Below are 16,728 nucleotides of genomic sequence, written 5' to 3' on the forward strand. Positions count from 1 at the left end.
GACTGCGCTGTCTTAATGGCGTGCTGATTAAATTATTTAAGCCTGCCCTGCTTTTTTTAGGCTGAGATAGTAACTGAGCAGCTTGGTCGTGAGCTGGCTGGGGCGTACGTCAATAAAATCAACGCCTTGACTGACTAACTTGCGTTGATTGTGCTGCCGAGTTTGCAAGTAGTCTATACCGCCACAGTACTCTAAGGCTTGCTGGTAGCTGTGTACGGGCTGCTCACGCAGGGTATCTAAAACCTCTTCACGTAAGCTCACTAAGAGAGTGCGATGGTGTTTTTTAAGTTGCGCCATGGCGGCGAGTAAATCGCTATCCACTTCATCAGCAATGTTACTAATAACAATCACCAGGGCTCGACGCTTTTGTTGTAACAATAATTGCTTAACTGCGGCACTGTAATCCGCACTTTGTTGGCTGGCTTGGATATCGTAGAGTGCATTCAATAGCACAGAGATTTGCCCCTGTCCTTTACGTGGGGCAAGAACACAGCTTGGGCCAGCAAAGGTGTGTATGCCAACCGCATCACCTTGACGTAAGGCGCTATAAGCGAGGAGCAAGCATGCATTTAAAGCGTGATCGAGGTGACTCAAGTCGCTATCTTGGCTGCGCATAGTGCGTCCGCAGTCCAATAAAAAAATGATCTGCTGGTCGCGCTCATCTTGATATTCACGCACAATGGGCAGACGTTTTCGTGCTGTGGCTTTCCAGTCAATGTGTTTGATGCTGTCATCAATGCGAAACTCACGCAGCTGATGAAACTCAAGGCCAGTGCCGCGCCGCTGCTGCTGTTGTACGCCCAACTGATTGAGCCAGCGCTCATTGGCTTGTAACTGCCCGCTTTGCATACGACTAAAGTCTGGAAATACCCGCAGGGTGCTTGGTTGTGCTAAAAAATGCTGTGCAGTCCAGAGGTGCCAGGGACTGGGTAAGCGCACTGCACAACCGGCAATGGTAAAGCGTCCGCGTTGCAGTGGTTTAATTTGGTATTGGCTGCTGCTGATTTTGTTAGGTTGCAGTTGCAGGTGATATGGCAGTTGCTGGAATTGAAAGCTATCTGGTAGATCATCAAAATATTGAATCTGGATGGGCCGCTGGTAGCTATGGCTGAAGTTTAACCTGACGCTGGTGTTATGCCCTAAAGAAAGGGTATGCGGTAAAATCCGCTCACAACTGGGCGGCGCTTGTTTAGACAAGCGCCATGCATCGATTAAGGACAACAGCAGCATACCCAGCGCCAGGGCAATGAACCCTGTATCAATTATGCTGGGCAGGTTAACGTGCAAGGCATGGGCTGTTCCTAAGCTGATGGCGAAGAATAGTAAGATGCCAGTGCTGATTAGCAAGGTGCGAGATGGCTTGATAATCATAGGCGTGGCGCTGGAACCTGATTGAGTAGCTGTTGCAGGACCTGCTCAACTTGTAAGCCTTCTATTTCTAACTCTGCGCAAATGTGCACACGGTGGCGCAAGACGTTGAGTGCTGAGCTTTTAATGTCGTCTGGGGTAACAAAGGCGTGGCCATGCAAGAGTGCACGGGCGCGGGCAAAACGAATTAAGTCGATGGAGGCCCGTGGTCCTGCACCGCTACTTAAACCGGGCCACTGGCGGGTCATGCGCACTAAATTGACCGCGTAATTGAGCACTTGATCATCCACCGCTATGGCTGTTGCAATTTTTTGGATGGCTTGGACATCGCGGGGTTGCAGTAAGGTGCGCAAGGCTGTTTGTTCGAGCATATCAGCATGGGCAGAACCGGTTACGCTGCGCACTAAGCGTTGTTCTTCTTGTTCTGCTGGATAGTCAATGTGCAGCTTTACCATAAAGCGGTCGAGTTCAGCTTCAGGCAGCGGGTAAGTACCTTCTTGTTCGATGGGGTTTTGTGTTGCCAGTACCATAAATGGTTGGGGTACGGCGAGAGAGCGACCTTCTAAGGTGATGCTACGCTCTTGCATAACCTCTAATAATGCTGCTTGAGTTTTGGCCGGTGCGCGGTTGATTTCATCGGCCAGTAATAAGTTGGTAAATGCAGGGCCCTTGCGCAACTTAAACTGCTCACTGGCCAGATCGTAGATGGCGTGACCGGTAACATCGCTGGGCATGAGATCAGGAGTGAATTGGATTCGACTAAATTGCCCACTAAAGCATTGGGCTAGAGCACGTACCAATAGGGTTTTACCTAAACCCGGGACCCCTTCAATGAGCACATGGCCGGCTGCAATTAGAGTGCAAAGTACGCCTTCAACAACTGCTGTTTGGCCAATCAAAGCTTTGTCTAATTCATCACGAACGGCCTGCATAAGGCGGCTGGCGCGTTCGCGTTGCTGTTCGGCTTTACTGGGCTGGGTCAGGCTGGTTTCGGTCGTAGTAGCTGGCTCTTGCTCAGGATTGGCTGAGTTTTCTGGTTCTTGCTCTGGCGTGGCGCTGGCAGCCTCGATATTCAATTCTAGATCTTCAGGGCTTTGACTCATAATGCATTCCTTAATTGTTGAAGACGTGCCACATGCTGGGTAAAGGCCTGGGCCGAAAGCTTTTTACTGGGCGGCGGGCGCATGCTCTGGGAAATGGAGGATACAGGTTGGCGGCTCAACTGCTGCAACACTTGCCATTGCTCTGCGACAGGCAAACCAGAAAAAGCCGGGAAACGCCGCTGTGCACGTTGTTTAATGTCTTTTTGCAGGGCAATTAGCAGGCTGCGCTGGCCTTGGTGGCGTAAGTTAAATAGCGCACCGGCTTGCAGGTGCTCAGTGAGCCGTCGCCGACTGTTATCTGCGATTAAACTTATAGGGGCAAAGCGCGGCGCTGCGTACCAAGCACCAAGCAGCAGTAATAGTGCTAAGAGCACGCAGGCCATGGCGTAGTAGCGCCACAGTAAACTGAGTAAGCCTTGCTGTGGTGGCGGATTAAATAGGGTGACTTGGCTTTCTTGACTCAAATACCAAAGCAGCCATGCGTGGTCGTACTGACCGATCTGACGCTGTTGCCAGAGCTTTAGATCGCTGAGTACGGTAATCAGTCCTTGGCCGTGGCTCAATTGCAGCAAATGCGTGGCTGCTTGGCTGTTGGCCCATGCATGGGCACGGTTTTCAGTGTCTTGCAGGTGGTATTGCGTGTCGAGAGCAAAGTAAGCGGGCGACTGTTCGTTTTCAAGGTACAGGCGCGTGAGTGCAGTGGCGTTGGCAGCTTTTTGCGTAGAGGGTTGTGCTGTTTGAGAACTATTGTTGGGCGCTGTTACAGGGGCTAACTCGGCGCTGAGTTGTTTTTTTATGCCAAGATTGTTGAGTAGTGAACTGCTCTGATTATTTATCGCCTCGTGTTGCGCGGACAGCACTAGGTGACCGCCTTGTGCTACCCAGTTTAGAAGCTCGACTTGCTGCTGATCAATGAGCTGCGCATCTTGGCTAAGAATGATTAAGGTGTGTGGCTCGTGCTCCAGTGGCGGTAAACGGTTTAAGGCATTGGCAGTGTCGACCGCGACTTCTTGCTCCCGTAAAAAGTACTCCATGGCGAGGTAAGCATTGCTGCGAGCTTCTGGGCTGGCGCCGAGGGCAATACGCTCTTCGCTGATGGTAAGGGCTTTGCTTAAGACTAAACCTAAGGCCACTAAGATTAGTATCAGGGCAGCAATCAGCCAATAGGAGCGCTTCATTGGCTGCGCTCCTGCTGTTGTAACTCTTGCCATTGTTGACATAGCTGGACAAATTGCGAGTGCGCGGGTAAGCGGTGGCCCCAGGCTAAATTAACCCAGTATTGGGTCAGTTGTTGGCCATAGAACTGTAGTTGTGGGTCCAGAGCATCAGTCATCGCCAGCACTTCGTTTTCAGTGTGCGCAGCTGTTAAAGGCAGTGTTTGTTGTTGCAGTAAATAATTGAGAAAGCCGCGGTAGAGTAAGCTTAAAGCTGCACGCTGATCGCTCGACCACAGGCTTTGTGCGCTAGCAATCAGGTCATCAGGCAGGCTCTGGTTATTCACTTCCAGACCAAAAAGTGTTTGTACAGGTGGTGGCGCTGCTTTTTTAATGGGCCGCAGTTTCTGCGCAAAGGTGCTGAGCCATTGCCGGTAGCGCCATAACAGCAGAGCACTGAGCAACAATAAGGTACTCCATAAAACCACCTGTACGCTGAAGGATAAATACTCTACGAGGTTTTTTAGCCAGTCTGGCACGTTAAATTCGTGAGTATCTTTAGTGTCGGTTTTGCTCTTGCGCAGTTGCCAGTTGCTAATGGTTTTATAGTTTTCAAAAGGTGGTGCGTCTAAGGTGGCTTTGATGCTTTGTTGGGCTTGCTCACTGTTTAGCATTTGCTTGAGTAGGCGCGGCTGCTCAACACCTAACTCTTGATTTTGTGTGTTGATATTATCCTGTGTAAAAGATTGTGCGAAAGCGTTATCACTTAAAGGCAGTAACAACAGCAGGGCGCAGAGAAAAACCCCTAAGCTACTGGTTAAACGCTTGGCTAAGTTACGCAGCGCCAACTCAATATCCCAAGCTTCCAGTTCCGTGCGTCGATTGAGGTACAGGGTAAAACCGCAGGCCACATATATTGGCTCCCAAATAATCAGCACTAAAACATAGAGTAAGTTGCTTAAATGCTCGGCCCATAACCATTGGCTTTGACTGATTTGTAAGAGTTTTGCCCAGCTCCAGTCTGTTTGTAGCTGCGCTGGAATGAACAGGTAAAGCAAAGCTAAGAGGCTAATCCAGAGGGCCATTTCAATATGCAGACCAATAATGGTGAGCCAGGTGGGGGCACGGGTGTAATTACGGCCTAAAGTCACTAAGCGTTGTTGGCGAGCTGGGCCAGATAAGTTTTCTAATTGCAGAACTGGTAAATCAAAGCTACGGGTGACGCTGAGCCTGCGCCACGTTAAGCTGGCAAGTAGTTGTGGCTTGAGTAGTTTGGGTAAGGCTTTAAAACTATCACGCAAGCTCGGTGTGTTAGCGAATAGAGCATTGGATAGAATATATAAAGGCAAACGTTCAAAAGCTGGTTTAAGCCACCAAATAACCAGTACCGCAACACTGGGCTGCTGCCAAAAAATTACCGTGAGAATGGCAAATAAAGGCAAGGTGAGAACGGCCCATGTCGCCATTAATAAAGCGCTGTGGCGGCGCGCGAGTAGCACCCCAAGATCAATGGCTTCCCAAGGGTTGCGTGGCCGCAATACCGCTTGTGCTTTATTAAGATGCATAGCGGTTGCGTCCTGATGCAAACAAGTAGAACAAGACCAACAACCATAATGCAGCGCCAACTGTGTATTTCACAGAGCTGGCAATGCTTGTGCTGGAAGACCAGTAGGCTTCAATAAAAGCTGCTAAAACCAGAAAAACAACCACTCCGCCAATCAGTTTGACACTGACCGCGGCGGCTTGCCGTAATGCTGTCGCACGAGTTACAGGGCCAGGCGCAATCAGCGCTGCGCCCAGCTTGAGTCCAGCGGCGCCGGCTAAGACAATTGCGGTGAGCTCAAAAGCGCCGTGACCAATCACGAAAGGCCAAAATGTATCTGTGTAGCCCACTCGGGTTAAATGGCCAGCAATAGCGCCAATATTTAAGCCGTTAAACAGTAAGAAAAAAACACTGCCAAGGCCAAACACTAAACCGCTGGCGAAGGTCTGAAAGGCAATGCCGATATTGTTCATAATGTAAAAGCCAAACATGACCCAGTCATCTTGATGGTTGCGCAAACTCATGGGGCCAATTAAGCGTTGTGCTGGGTCATACATGTGCTCCATATTGGCCACTTGGGCAGGGCTCAATAGGCTATAAATCAAGTTAGGGAAAAGCCCAGTTAATAGAGCCATCAAAGCCAAGCTGCCAAAAAACAACCCGCCTGCGACCGCAACATAGCGCCATTGCTGGCGTACGGTGGCGGGGAACTCAATGACAATCAAGGCCAGTAATTGCTCGAAAATAGGGCTTTTATGGCGGTAGAACTGTTGATGACCTTGTAGCGCCAAAAGCTCTAGGCTTTCTAGCAGTGGATAGCTGTAGCCGCGCTGCTTAGCCAGGGCTAAATGTTGACAAATACGGCGGTAGTCTTGAATGAAGCTGTGCAGTTCGTTCGGCTGGGCTTTGCCAGAGCTTAAAGCCTGTACTGTTTGTGCAAAAGCCAGCCAGGTTTTTTGGTGTTTTTTTTCAAAAATAGCTTGCTTCATAACGGGCCTAAAATACCGCGGGCAATAGCGTGCAAGCGTGTGACCGCTTGCGGCGGGCTGACCGATAATGCCGGTGCTATAATAGCGGCCAATTCCTCAGAGCGTTGTGTTGAAAGTTGTTGGTGACGCTCAGCAAAGCTCAAGACCGCTTGCTGTTCGCTGAGGCTCAACGGGAATGGTAGCGGGCTGGCGGTTACCTCGGGCAGCGCTGCGCGTTGATGAGTACGTGCTTGATACACGACTAAGGTGCCAGCAGCTATATCCCCAACACGCTGAAAGTGAGCGTTATTGAGCATGCTGAGAATGCCCACGCCGTACGCAAAAGGCAGTAGATCAACGACCCGTAATAAGTTACGGGTTAATGATCCGGCCCAACCAACAGGGGTGCCGTCAGTGTGGATGACTTGCAGGCCAAGCAGTTGTTTGCCAGGCGAGCGGCCTTGATTGAGGACTTCAAACAACACCATGTACCACCACAGCAAAATAAAGGCGCTGATTGAAGCGAGGCCCAAGCCAAATTTGCCCAAGTACAGCCAAGCAGCACCAGCCAGAGCGAGTAAAGCACCGCGCAGTAATAAATCAATCGTAAAGGCTAACATGCGTACCGGTAAACCTGCTGGACGCAAAGCTAGGTAAATACCTTCAGGCGTTTCTAGGTACAATTGCGTATCTAAAAGAGGCTCGGCGCGTACAGCGCCAGTCAGTGCTTGATTGTTCAATAGTAGGCCAGCAGGGAAAAATAAGTAGTGCCCAAGTGTATATTGGGTCGTTAATCATAAAAACTTACCCGGCATTATATTGTTTAATGTCTATAGTAAGTATGACTGTGCAAGAACAGTAACCATTCATTCGTCGCTCTGCAAGACAGGTGATGTAAAAGCGTGAACTGCTTGAAGCTTTGATCAGCTCAATCAGCAGTGAAGGAGTTAACAGAAGTGACAGGCAGTATATTTTGGTATGACTTTGAAACCACAGGAATTCAAGCGCACAGTGATCGCCCGATTCAGGTGGCAGGTATTCGTACTAACGAGCAGCTGGAAGAAATCGGCGAACCTTTGAATATTTATTGTCAGCTGGCGCACGATATTTTACCGCACCCGATGTCGAGCCTAGTCACAGGTATCGGGCCAGAAACATTGCAGCGTCAAGGCTTGTTGGAAGTGGATTTTATTGAGCAACTGCATCAGCAACTGATCCAGCCCAACACCTGTACTGCGGGCTACAATAATTTACGTTTCGATGATGAAATGACACGAGCTACTTTGTACCGCAATTTTTACGATCCCTATGCTCGAGAGTGGCAAGGCGGTAACAGTCGCTGGGATTTAATTGATGTATTGCGTTGTACTTGGGCGCTACGCCCAGAAGGCATTGAATGGCCGCAGCAGGATGGTCGCGTTAGTTTTAAGTTAGAACAGTTTACCGCAGCGAATCAGATTGAGCACGGCCAGGCCCATGATGCTTTAGCCGACGTGCGAGCAACTATTGCGGTAGCACGCTTACTGCGAGAGCGACAACCTAAGTTGTATGATTATTTATATGCGCTGCGCCGTAAAGATGCGGTGCTGGAGCGCCTGCGGTTAATGCAGCCGGTGTTGCATGTTTCAGGTATGTTTGCCGCCGAGCGCCATTGTTTGGCGCCCGTGTTGCCGCTGGCTTGGCATCCCGCTAACCGTAATGCGCTGATTGTCTGTGACTTGCATGCTGATATCACGCCACTGTTAGAATTGGATGCGGAAGCGATTAAAGCCCGCCTCTATACCCGTCACAGTGATCTGGCTGAGGGTGAGCTGCCAATTCCACTGAAGTTGATTCATATTAATAAAAGCCCCGTGGTTGCGCCGTTGGCGGTGTTGCGTGATGAAGATAATCAGCGCTTGGGTTTTGACCATGGAATGTTGCATGCAAATTATGCCCTACTTAAAGAGCATGCTGAGCAATGGCAGGACAAACTAGCGGTTGTTTATCAGGATCAGCGTGGGTTTGCAGAGCAAGACGTAGAGCAGCAACTTTACAATGGTTTTTTAGGTCCGCGAGATCGCAAGCTCAGTGATGGGGTGCGACATGCTGCGCCTGAACAGTTGCAGCCTGAACTTTGGCCGTTTGATGATGAGCGCTTGTCAGAGTTACTGTTCCGTTATCGCGGTCGTAACTACCCGCATACTTTGAGTGAGAGTGAGCTGCAACAGTGGGTGTTGTTTTGCCGTGGGCGTTTAACGGGTGAGCACATTGGCGCACCACTTACTATGGCGGATTACCTTAAGGCGTATGCTGAGCTGACTCCAGAGCAGCAGTTAAACCCTGCTGTACAAGCATGGCGTCATTATATTCATGAGGTGGAGTTGCGTTACCAGCTGTAGGCTGCATACAGGGTTATATAATCTAGATGTAAAAACGCCCTGCAAGCAGGGCGTTAATAACATATCACTAAAGTTGCTGAGGGTTAGTCGAGCAAAGTAACCCAAGATTCAACAGTGTCACCACCCCATTTGGCTTTCCATTCCTTGAGGATTTTGTGATTACCACCTTTGGTTTCAATCACTGCGCCAGTATGTGGGTTGTTGTACTGCTTAGTTTGACGTGGTTTGCGGGTGCGGGTTTTAGTTTTAACAGCACCGCGCTCTGCCGCTTGTGGGTCAATAATGACGGTAATATCGCGTAGAGACTTATTGTACTCAGCCATGAGTGCGCGCAGTTTTTCTTCAAACTCGAGTTCTTTTTGTAAGTTACTGTCTTGCGATAAGTTCGCTAAGCGGTTTTCCAGCTCTTTGATGCGCTCTTTAGTTTCGCGGAATTCATTAATCAATGACATTTTAGATAATCCTATTAAAAGTGTTTATTTCAAGGTTAAGGATTGTCGAGCGTGTCCGTAGTCACCAGTAAACCAGTGAGACTCTATAAAACTCCAGTGCCTCAATCGTTATGCAAAGCTATTCTTGAGATTCCTTAATTGCTGCTAATGATAGGCTCATGCACTGAATATGTAAAGAGTACTAGTTGTAAGAGGCTGTGAATTGTGAGTTTGTGCACATGTTTATATATTTTTCCATTGTTATCAGGTTGGTTTGTTTTCTTTAACCACATATTGAGCAAGGTTTATATAGTGAATCAGTTTGCTCTTTATTTATATGTTGCTTCTATTTGAAAATTGATTCTAAGTATATATAAGTGCAATCGGCACAGTTTTGTGAGTGTGCTAGGGAGCACTGCATTGTGCAGCTTAAGCATTGCTTTGCTGACGTGGCGGCTGGAGAGCGGTAGAATGAGGCCAGTTATTTTCAATAATAAACAATCCTTTTTCGTTGGAGTTTTGCATGCACACGTTTCGCCTTATTATTGCTTGCCCTGACCGGGTTGGTATTGTCGCCAAAGTCAGTAACTTTTTAGCGACCTATAACGGCTGGATTCATCAAGCAAGCCATCACTCGGATGAGCAGAGCGGTTGGTTTTTTATGCGCCATGAAATTCGCGCGGAGTCATTGCCATTCGATTTAGAAGGCTTCAAGCAGGCGTTTACTCCCATTGCCAATGAGTTCTCCATGACTTGGCAGGTCACCGACTCAGCGGTTAAAAAGCGTGTGGTATTAATGGCCAGCCGCGAATCGCATTGCTTGGCCGACCTTCTGCACCGTTGGCATCGCAATGAGCTGGATTGTGAGATTCCTTGCGTGATTGCTAATCACGATGACTTGCGCAGTATGGTCGAGTGGCACGGAATCCCATTTTTCCACGTGCCAGTGGATCCTAAAGATAAGGAGCCAGCCTTTGCTGAGGTGAGTCGCTTAATTGATGAGCATGAAGCAGATTGTGTGGTGTTGGCCCGCTATATGCAGATTCTGCCGCCTGATTTGTGTCAGAAATATCATGGTCGAGTGATTAATATCCATCACAGTTTCTTGCCGTCGTTTGTCGGTGCTAAGCCTTACCATCAAGCAGCTTTGCGTGGCGTTAAACTCATTGGTGCGACTTGCCACTATGTGACTGAAGAGCTGGATGCGGGACCTATTATTGAGCAAGATGTGGTACGTGTGAGCCACCGTGACCGAGTTGAAGATATGGTGCGCAATGGTAAGGACGTGGAGAAAATGGCCTTAGCGAGAGGTTTGCGCTACCACTTACAGGACCGTGTGTTGATTCACGATAATAAAACTGTGGTGTTTGACTGATTCGGCAGCTATTCGCCGTAACAGCAGGCTGCATTGCAATTGTTTGCGTACTATTGCACAAGTAGAAATTGAACGTGGAGGGCGATGAGGTGAGTAATGATGAAGATCAGCAGCAGCTAGCCCTCCAGGCAACTGTGCAGCCAGTGCCAACCTTAGGTGAGGGGTGTCTTAGTCGGTTTGATCCTGAATCTCTGAATCCAGAGCAGGGCGCTGATTTTTCTGCAGCAGAGCAGTTGCGACGCCAATTGCTTGCTCCGTATAGCGGGTCGCAAGCGGATGAGTAATAGCGCTGCAGGTTAGGCTATTGCTGCCGCAGTCCGCTGTTTAAAGTGGACTGCGGCGGCCTCTTCTAAAGTATAAATGTGCAGGCTTCACTGCAGCATTTTCTTAATTGCTTGCTCTTCGCTGATTAACACTTGCTGGCGCGCATCAATGCGCGAAGCCAGCGGGAAGTTATTGCTGGCTCGGCGTTTGGCGTAGTCCAGTTGTTCGATGGCTTGAGTGTAGTCACCAACTCGAGCAAAGTACTCTGCGCGGGCCTCATGCAAACCGATGATGTTGTTGGCTAAGCCGCGAATTTCAGCTACTTCAAACCAAATGTCGGGATCGTTTGGCCGTAACTTAAGAAGCTGGTTAATGGTTTTTTCTGCACCAGCGATATCTTTTTGGCGCAGCTGTATTTCATACTTGGCGCTGAGCAATGGAAAGTTTTTTGGGTGGCGTTGCAGTAAAGCATCAACGCGCTTGTTTGCTTGATTAAATTGACGTTTGCTGAGTTCTATATCAACCCCAGCGAGATTATAAATAATACTGTCGGGTGATTTTTTCAGCAAAACATCTAAATTGGTGCGTGCTTCATCCAGTTGACCGCTGCGGGTTAAGGCCAGCACTAATCCATAGCGAGCGGCGTCGGAGCTGGGGTCGTCACTGAGCATGCTACGAAAACGCTTGAGTGCTAAGCCAGAAGTGTCTTCGAAAGTCAGCTGCACGCGGGCGCGGATCAGCTGGTAGTAAAGGCTGTCGAGAATACCCTGGTCGTCATACTGCTCGGCGCGGTTGCGGGTGTCAGCTATCCTTGATTCAGAGATCGGGTGCGTCAGTAAAAACTCAGGGGGCATGCGGTCGTAGCGGTATTGACGCATTAAGCGTTCGAACATGCTAGGCATGGCCCGTGGATTAAAACCGGCTTTCTGCAGATTGACTAAGCCAATGCGGTCGGCCTCTTGCTCATTTTGCCGAGAAAAGCGGCGTTGCTCTTGAATGGCAGCAGCTTGGGTGGAGGCAATGGCAGCAATACCAAGGTCACCACCACCGGCTGCAGCTGCAACAATCCCCGCCAGCATTGCTGCCATGATGGGGACCTGCATACGCTTTTGCGCTTCTAGGCCGCGGGCAAAGTGCCGTTGTGATAAGTGCGCCAATTCGTGGGCCATGACTGAGGCGTATTCTGCTTCGGTTTGTGCGTGCAGTAGGAGGCCGCCGTTTACACCAATAATACCGCCCGGCGCAGCAAACGCGTTCAACTGCGGGCTGGCGAGAATAATAAACTCAAGGCGCCGGTCATTGAGCTGGCTAGACTCAGCCAGGCGGTAGACGCTTCTTTCTACGTAGTCTTTAAGTAGTGGGTCTTCGAGCTGGCGTACTTGGCCGCGTAAAATACTTAACCAGGCGCGCCCCAGTTGGTGTTCTTTTTCTGGAGAAACAATCGCAGAACTGGAGTCGCCCAGCGAGGGTAAATCGCTGGCGAGTACAGGGGGGCTGAGCAGGCAAGCTAGCAGCAATAAAGCTGGGCGGAAGAACGTCATAGCACTCTCTTTGCAGGTTAAGCAGGCACTTAAGTTACAATGCGCAGGGTATGTGAGCAAGGGCAGCCAGTAAAATGACTGTCGGCCCATGGTAGACCTTAGCTCATGGGCAATCTTGGTTATTAAAATAGGGGTGTTATGAGTACGCAAAATATAGCGCATGATGTGGAGCTGGATGCCTGTGGTTTGGCTTGTCCAATGCCGTTGTTGAAGGCCAAGTTGGCACTCAATGAAATGGCTGTAGGAGCTGTACTAAAAGTCTTGGCTACGGATGCTGGCTCTCAGCGTGACTTTCGATCTTTTGCGAAGCTGGCCGGTCACAGTCTGCTGCAAGAAAAGGTTGAGCGGACTGTGTTTATTTATTGGTTGCGTAAAGAGTGCTGAGTCCGCTTTTAACTGCCGGCGTTTAGCTCTTGGGCGACACGCAAAACTTCCGCGGCGTGATCTTTGACTTTTACTTTGCGCCATTCGTGGCGTAAGACGCCGTTTTTATCAATTAAAAACGTACTACGTTCAATGCCTAGGTGCTCTTTGCCGTAGAGTTTTTTTAACTTAATAACGTCGAACTGTTTGCAAAGTGTTTCCTCGGGATCACTGATCAGTTCAAATGGAAACTCATGTTTGGCTTTAAAGTTTTCATGGGTGCGCATGCTGTCCCGAGAAACACCAAAAATAAGAGTGTTGGCGGCGGCAAACTGATCATGTAAGTCACGAAAATCTTGGCTTTCAGTGGTGCAGCCAGGTGTATTGTCTTTTGGATAAAAGTACAAGACGATTTGCTGCCCAGCTAAAGCGCTTAACTCCACCTCAGTATTGCTGGTTGCTGCTGCGGTGAAGTTAGTAACAGGTTGGTTGAGCATAATAAATCCTCGAGATTAAGGTATTTGCGGACGCCAAGGTTCAATGAGTGCATCTAAGTTGAGGGCGTCGGCGAAATCTAAAAACTGATCGCGTAACCAGTTGATTTGAGTGCTGGCTAGCAGGGTTACGGTAATCGTAGCATTGAGCATGGTGGTATTGGTCTGTGGTGCTTGAAAGGTGTCGTAGGTGATGTTTTCTAAGCCTATGTCATGGTCGGCAAAAAACTGACACAACTCGGCAAGAATATCCGGTCGATATAAAGCGCTCACATAAACAATATAGGGCAGAGCCTGCGGGCGAGTTTCTTCGTCCTCACTGCGAGTGTGTGTAAGCTGCAGTTTGTGGCGCTTAGCCAAACTTGGCAGACTGCTTTCTAGGCGTGCTAATGCGTCCCAGGTGCCGCCGGCTTGAACGATGAGTACGCTGTAGTGTCCATGACGTGTTAAACGGCTGCTGACAACAGAGCAGCGGTTTTCTTGGCAGGCACGGCAAATGACATTGGTCAGCTCCAGTGGATCACTGCCCATTGCACTGATGAGTACATATTGTTCACGTAAGGGTAAGACAGACATTAAGCATTCCAGACAGTTGGTTTTAGCGTGTTTTACGCCTTTAAGCACACTAGAGTAACGAAAAGATAGAGCAAGTGGAATGCTCAAAGACGCGAGCAGTGCTTGTGCAAGGTGAAAGGCATCAGTAACATTACTGCTCTAGTATATTTCTATTATTTTTTGGCAGGAGCGGTTGCATGATTTCGGGCAGTATGGTCGCAATAGTCACGCCCATGGATGCGCAAGGCGCACTTGATTGGCAAGCATTAACGAAGCTTGTTGATTTTCATCTGCAAGAAGGAACCAGTGCCCTAGTTGTTGTGGGTACTACAGGTGAGTCCGCTACTTTGAATGTTGAAGAGCATGTGGAAGTTATTCGACGTGTTGTTGAGCAGGCTAATGGTCGTATTCCGGTGATTGCTGGGACGGGCGCGAACTGCACCCGTGAAGCAGTAGCTTTGACACGTAACGCACAGAAAGTAGGTGCTGATGCGTGCTTGCTGGTAACCCCTTATTACAACAAGCCAACCCAAGAAGGCTTATACCAACACTTTAAACACATTGCTGAGGCTGTCGCTATTCCACAGATTCTGTACAACGTCCCTGGGCGTACAGTGTGTGATATGCAAGCTGATACCGTAGTGCGTTTAGCCGCAATCGAAAATATTGTCGGTATCAAAGAAGCAACCGGTGATATTGCGCGAGCTAAAGATATTATTGCCCGTGTACCGAGTGATTTTTATGTCTACTCCGGTGATGATGCAACAGCCTACGAGTTGATGCTAGCTGGTGGTAAAGGCAATATTTCGGTGACGGCTAACATCGCTCCACGTGCAATGCAGGAACTTTGTGTGGCAGCAATGGCCGGTGATGCGGCGACTGCCAAAGCCTTGAATGATCAGTTGATGCCGCTGCATCAAAACTTATTTTTAGAGGCCAACCCAATTCCCGTTAAGTGGGCACTGTGCGAAATGGGCTTGATTCAACAAGGTATCCGCTTGCCATTGACCTGGTTCAGCGAGCAGTACCACGACACTTTACGCCAGGCCATGCGTCAGTCCGGCATTTTGAACTAAATCTGAGGTTTTAAAACGCATGAAGCGATTTGCAGGAATATGTTTGTTAGCAGTCACTGCTAGCAGCTTGACGGGATGTGGTTGGTTATGGGGTAAAGAGGGTTATTTCCGTGATCGCGGCGGTGACTACCTAGAGGCACGTCCAACACCTGTAATGCAGACACCGGAACATGCGCAGGTCAAGCACCTTGATCCTTTGCTACCTATTCCGCACCGTATCGCTTCTATCGAGTCGGCTGAGAATAGCGCAGTGCCGCGTCCGCAGCCTTTGCCAGCCAGTGCGTTTACTGGAGACTTCAGTATTCAAAAAAGCGGTCCGCTCAGTTGGGTGGTTGCACAGCGTATTCCTGCCCAAGTTTGGCCAGTTGCACAGCAGTTCTTTGAAGACCATGGCTTTAAAATCGCTGCTGAGCGTCCACATTTAGGCGAGTTTGTAACCCAGTGGCAAGCACCTAGCGAGCTTGATCCAAGTTTAGCTCGACAAGTTTGGGGCAGTGCTACGGGCAATCAGCAAACGCGTTTTCGTGTGCGTATTGAGCCGGGTGTGCAACGCAATAGCAGTGAAGTCTTTATTGACCAAGCACAGCGTGGCTCTGCCACAGCATCTAATGCAGCTTGGACGGATAACAGCACCACAGGCGTTGAGGCCGGAGCGCTACTTGGCGAGTTAAATGATTACCTGACCCAGCGCAATGAGAAAGGTGACTCCTTCTCATTGCTAGCCAGCCAAACCTACGATACGCCTAAGCGTGTGGCCTTAATTGATGGCGGCAACGGCATTAAAGTGCTGCGCCTCGATGCCACCTTTGATCGTGCTTGGTCCAGTGTTGGACGGGCGTTAAGTGGCGCTGATATTCAAGTGGATGACTTAAACCGCAGTACTGGGTTGTACTACATCGACTTGGCACAAAAGGCTAAAAAAGATGAGCCAGGTTTCTTTAAACGCTTATTTAGCGCAAAAAAGAAAGCTGCTGAAACAGCGAGCACGGAACGTTACATTGTGCGTTTGACGGCTATTAACCAACAGGTTTTTGTCAGTGTCGAGCGCAACCTTGATACCTTGGCGCCGGCTGAGGTCACCGAGCGTATTTTAGAGAAGATTCGCAGCAATCTAGACTAATCCATTGCCCCTCAATAACACAGCAGGCGAAACTTAGATTTCGCCTGCTGTGTTTCCAACCTTAGGAAATTTGCAATGAGCAACCAGCCTCAACTGAGCTTGAAGAAACTTTACTCAGGCAAAGTGCGTGATCTGTATGAAATTGATGCAAAGCGCATGTTAATGGTCGCAAGCGACCGCATTTCAGCGTTTGATGTTATTTTAGAGCATCCAATCCCCGAGAAAGGAAAAATCCTCACGGAAATTTCTAATTTTTGGTTTAGCAAGCTTGCGCACTTAGTGCCGAATCATTTTACTGGCGATCAAGTCCGTGATGTGGTTAGTGCTGATGAATTAGCCTTAGTGGAAGGCCGTGCTGTGGTTGCTAAGCGCCTGAAGCCAGTGGCGATTGAGGCCATTGTTCGCGGCTACTTGGTCGGTACTGGCTGGAAAGAGTATCAGCGCAGCGGCACCGTCTGTGGCATTGAGTTGCCAGCGGGTTTGCAAGAAGCACAGCAGTTACCCGAACCCATTTTTACCCCATCGACAAAAGCAGAAGTGGGTGATCATGATGAAAATATCAGTTTTTCCCAGTGCATCGAAATCATTGGTGAAGAGCTTGCTGTGCAGGTGCGTGATGTGTCTATTGCACTGTATAAAGCAGCAGTTGAGTATGCGGCAACGCGCGGCATTATTATTGCCGATACTAAGTTTGAGTTTGGCTTAGACGAAGACGGTACTTTAACGCTGATGGATGAGGTTTTAACACCTGACTCAAGTCGTTTCTGGCCTGCAGACAGCTATCAGGTTGGCAGTAATCCACCAAGTTTCGATAAGCAATTTGTTCGGGACTGGCTAGAGGCCAGTGGTTGGAATAAAGAGCCGCCAGCACCTGTTATTCCTGATGACGTTGCGCAAAAAACCGCAGATAAATACCGCGAAGCATTGTTGCGTTTGACGCAGTAAGTCGGTAGCTGTTTCACCCATTTGCCTTGCGTTTTAATTTTTGAGAA

General features: G+C 49.1%; 17 protein-coding genes. 7 read left to right on the forward strand and 10 right to left on the reverse strand.

What is annotated here, in order from left to right; all coding sequences use genetic code 11:
* Positions 1-36 precede the first annotated feature (36 nt).
* From O6P33_RS06975 to O6P33_RS07000, 6 genes are read right to left on the reverse strand one after another with little or no spacing between them, the layout of a single operon-like run.
* A complete protein-coding gene (locus O6P33_RS06975) occupies positions 37-1,371 on the reverse strand; it encodes a DUF58 domain-containing protein (RefSeq protein ID WP_332880031.1) in 1,335 nt (444 codons plus the stop codon).
* A complete protein-coding gene (locus O6P33_RS06980; RefSeq protein ID WP_269817077.1) occupies positions 1,368-2,471 on the reverse strand; it encodes an AAA family ATPase in 1,104 nt (367 codons plus the stop codon). Before O6P33_RS06980 ends, O6P33_RS06975 begins: the two co-directional genes overlap by 4 nt.
* A complete protein-coding gene (locus tag O6P33_RS06985) occupies positions 2,468-3,649 on the reverse strand; it encodes a DUF4350 domain-containing protein (RefSeq protein ID WP_269817078.1) in 1,182 nt (393 codons plus the stop codon). The genes O6P33_RS06980 and O6P33_RS06985 overlap by 4 nt, the downstream gene beginning before the upstream one ends.
* Positions 3,646-5,190 carry a DUF4129 domain-containing protein gene (locus O6P33_RS06990; protein ID WP_269817079.1) on the reverse strand — a complete coding sequence of 515 codons (1,545 nt, stop codon included), beginning with the start codon at positions 5,188-5,190 and terminating at the stop codon, positions 3,646-3,648. The genes O6P33_RS06985 and O6P33_RS06990 overlap by 4 nt, the downstream gene beginning before the upstream one ends.
* Positions 5,180-6,157, reverse strand: a complete 978-nt coding sequence (locus O6P33_RS06995) for a stage II sporulation protein M (protein ID WP_269817080.1) — start codon at positions 6,155-6,157, stop codon at positions 5,180-5,182. Before O6P33_RS06995 ends, O6P33_RS06990 begins: the two co-directional genes overlap by 11 nt.
* On the reverse strand, positions 6,154-6,876 hold the full coding sequence (locus O6P33_RS07000) for an RDD family protein (protein ID WP_269817081.1): 723 nt from the start codon (positions 6,874-6,876) through the stop codon (positions 6,154-6,156). Before O6P33_RS07000 ends, O6P33_RS06995 begins: the two co-directional genes overlap by 4 nt.
* Before the next feature lie 216 nt (positions 6,877-7,092).
* Here O6P33_RS07000 and sbcB point away from each other — a divergent pair, with 216 nt between their 5' ends.
* Positions 7,093-8,517 (forward strand): exodeoxyribonuclease I, encoded by a 1,425-nt coding sequence (gene sbcB, locus O6P33_RS07005; protein WP_269817082.1) that lies wholly within the window; start codon positions 7,093-7,095, stop codon positions 8,515-8,517.
* A gap of 83 nt (positions 8,518-8,600) precedes the next feature.
* Here sbcB and mvaT read toward each other — a convergent pair whose 3' ends face one another.
* Entirely contained in the window at positions 8,601-8,969 is a 369-nt protein-coding gene (mvaT, locus tag O6P33_RS07010; RefSeq protein ID WP_269817083.1) for a histone-like nucleoid-structuring protein MvaT, read from the reverse strand.
* 502 nt (positions 8,970-9,471) lie between these two features.
* On the opposite strand from mvaT, the gene purU reads away from it, so the two are divergent.
* On the forward strand, positions 9,472-10,323 hold the full coding sequence (purU, locus tag O6P33_RS07015) for a formyltetrahydrofolate deformylase (protein WP_269817084.1): 852 nt from the start codon (positions 9,472-9,474) through the stop codon (positions 10,321-10,323).
* Positions 10,324-10,412: 89 nt separating this feature from the next.
* Entirely contained in the window at positions 10,413-10,607 is a 195-nt protein-coding gene (locus O6P33_RS07020; RefSeq protein ID WP_269819552.1) for a hypothetical protein, read from the forward strand.
* An 87-nt stretch (positions 10,608-10,694) separates the two neighbouring features.
* On the opposite strand, the gene O6P33_RS07025 is transcribed toward O6P33_RS07020, so the two are convergent.
* Positions 10,695-12,128, reverse strand: coding sequence for a M48 family metalloprotease (locus O6P33_RS07025; RefSeq protein ID WP_269817085.1), 1,434 nt, complete (start codon positions 12,126-12,128; stop codon positions 10,695-10,697).
* Positions 12,129-12,266: 138 nt separating this feature from the next.
* Here O6P33_RS07025 and O6P33_RS07030 point away from each other — a divergent pair, with 138 nt between their 5' ends.
* Positions 12,267-12,512: a sulfurtransferase TusA family protein gene (locus O6P33_RS07030; protein ID WP_269817086.1), complete on the forward strand. Its 246-nt coding sequence runs from the start codon at positions 12,267-12,269 to the stop codon at positions 12,510-12,512.
* An 8-nt stretch (positions 12,513-12,520) separates the two neighbouring features.
* On the opposite strand, the gene O6P33_RS07035 is transcribed toward O6P33_RS07030, so the two are convergent.
* Together O6P33_RS07035 and O6P33_RS07040 are read right to left on the reverse strand one after the other, a co-directional pair.
* Positions 12,521-12,988 (reverse strand): peroxiredoxin, encoded by a 468-nt coding sequence (locus O6P33_RS07035; protein WP_269817087.1) that lies wholly within the window; start codon positions 12,986-12,988, stop codon positions 12,521-12,523.
* A 15-nt stretch (positions 12,989-13,003) separates the two neighbouring features.
* A complete protein-coding gene (locus tag O6P33_RS07040; RefSeq protein WP_269817088.1) occupies positions 13,004-13,561 on the reverse strand; it encodes a glycine cleavage system protein R in 558 nt (185 codons plus the stop codon).
* 176 nt (positions 13,562-13,737) lie between these two features.
* Here O6P33_RS07040 and dapA point away from each other — a divergent pair, with 176 nt between their 5' ends.
* From dapA to O6P33_RS07055, 3 genes are all read left to right on the forward strand, one after another.
* Positions 13,738-14,616, forward strand: a complete 879-nt coding sequence (gene dapA, locus O6P33_RS07045; protein WP_269817089.1) for a 4-hydroxy-tetrahydrodipicolinate synthase — start codon at positions 13,738-13,740, stop codon at positions 14,614-14,616.
* 19 nt (positions 14,617-14,635) lie between these two features.
* Complete coding sequence (gene bamC, locus O6P33_RS07050) at positions 14,636-15,736, forward strand: outer membrane protein assembly factor BamC (protein ID WP_269817090.1); 1,101 nt, start codon at positions 14,636-14,638, stop codon at positions 15,734-15,736.
* A gap of 75 nt (positions 15,737-15,811) precedes the next feature.
* Positions 15,812-16,681: a phosphoribosylaminoimidazolesuccinocarboxamide synthase gene (locus O6P33_RS07055; protein ID WP_269817091.1), complete on the forward strand. Its 870-nt coding sequence runs from the start codon at positions 15,812-15,814 to the stop codon at positions 16,679-16,681.
* The last annotated feature ends 47 nt before the right edge of the window (positions 16,682-16,728 follow it).

The sequence above is a fragment of the Denitrificimonas caeni genome (assembly GCF_027498055.1).
Taxonomy (GTDB): Bacteria; Pseudomonadota; Gammaproteobacteria; order Pseudomonadales; family Pseudomonadaceae; genus Denitrificimonas.

Coding starts and splice junctions, on each gene's coding strand:
- O6P33_RS07040 (WP_269817088.1), bottom strand. CDS start 13,561: ATGTCTGTCTTACCCTTACGTGAACAATATGTACTCATCAGTGCAATG.
- O6P33_RS06975 (WP_332880031.1), bottom strand. CDS start 1,371: ATGATTATCAAGCCATCTCGCACCTTGCTAATCAGCACTGGCATCTTA.
- O6P33_RS06985 (WP_269817078.1), bottom strand. CDS start 3,649: ATGAAGCGCTCCTATTGGCTGATTGCTGCCCTGATACTAATCTTAGTG.
- mvaT (WP_269817083.1), bottom strand. CDS start 8,969: ATGTCATTGATTAATGAATTCCGCGAAACTAAAGAGCGCATCAAAGAG.
- dapA (WP_269817089.1), top strand. CDS start 13,738: ATGATTTCGGGCAGTATGGTCGCAATAGTCACGCCCATGGATGCGCAA.
- O6P33_RS06990 (WP_269817079.1), bottom strand. CDS start 5,190: ATGCATCTTAATAAAGCACAAGCGGTATTGCGGCCACGCAACCCTTGG.
- O6P33_RS07035 (WP_269817087.1), bottom strand. CDS start 12,988: ATGCTCAACCAACCTGTTACTAACTTCACCGCAGCAGCAACCAGCAAT.
- O6P33_RS07025 (WP_269817085.1), bottom strand. CDS start 12,128: ATGACGTTCTTCCGCCCAGCTTTATTGCTGCTAGCTTGCCTGCTCAGC.
- purU (WP_269817084.1), top strand. CDS start 9,472: ATGCACACGTTTCGCCTTATTATTGCTTGCCCTGACCGGGTTGGTATT.
- O6P33_RS07055 (WP_269817091.1), top strand. CDS start 15,812: ATGAGCAACCAGCCTCAACTGAGCTTGAAGAAACTTTACTCAGGCAAA.
- O6P33_RS06980 (WP_269817077.1), bottom strand. CDS start 2,471: ATGAGTCAAAGCCCTGAAGATCTAGAATTGAATATCGAGGCTGCCAGC.
- O6P33_RS06995 (WP_269817080.1), bottom strand. CDS start 6,157: ATGAAGCAAGCTATTTTTGAAAAAAAACACCAAAAAACCTGGCTGGCT.
- bamC (WP_269817090.1), top strand. CDS start 14,636: ATGAAGCGATTTGCAGGAATATGTTTGTTAGCAGTCACTGCTAGCAGC.
- O6P33_RS07030 (WP_269817086.1), top strand. CDS start 12,267: ATGAGTACGCAAAATATAGCGCATGATGTGGAGCTGGATGCCTGTGGT.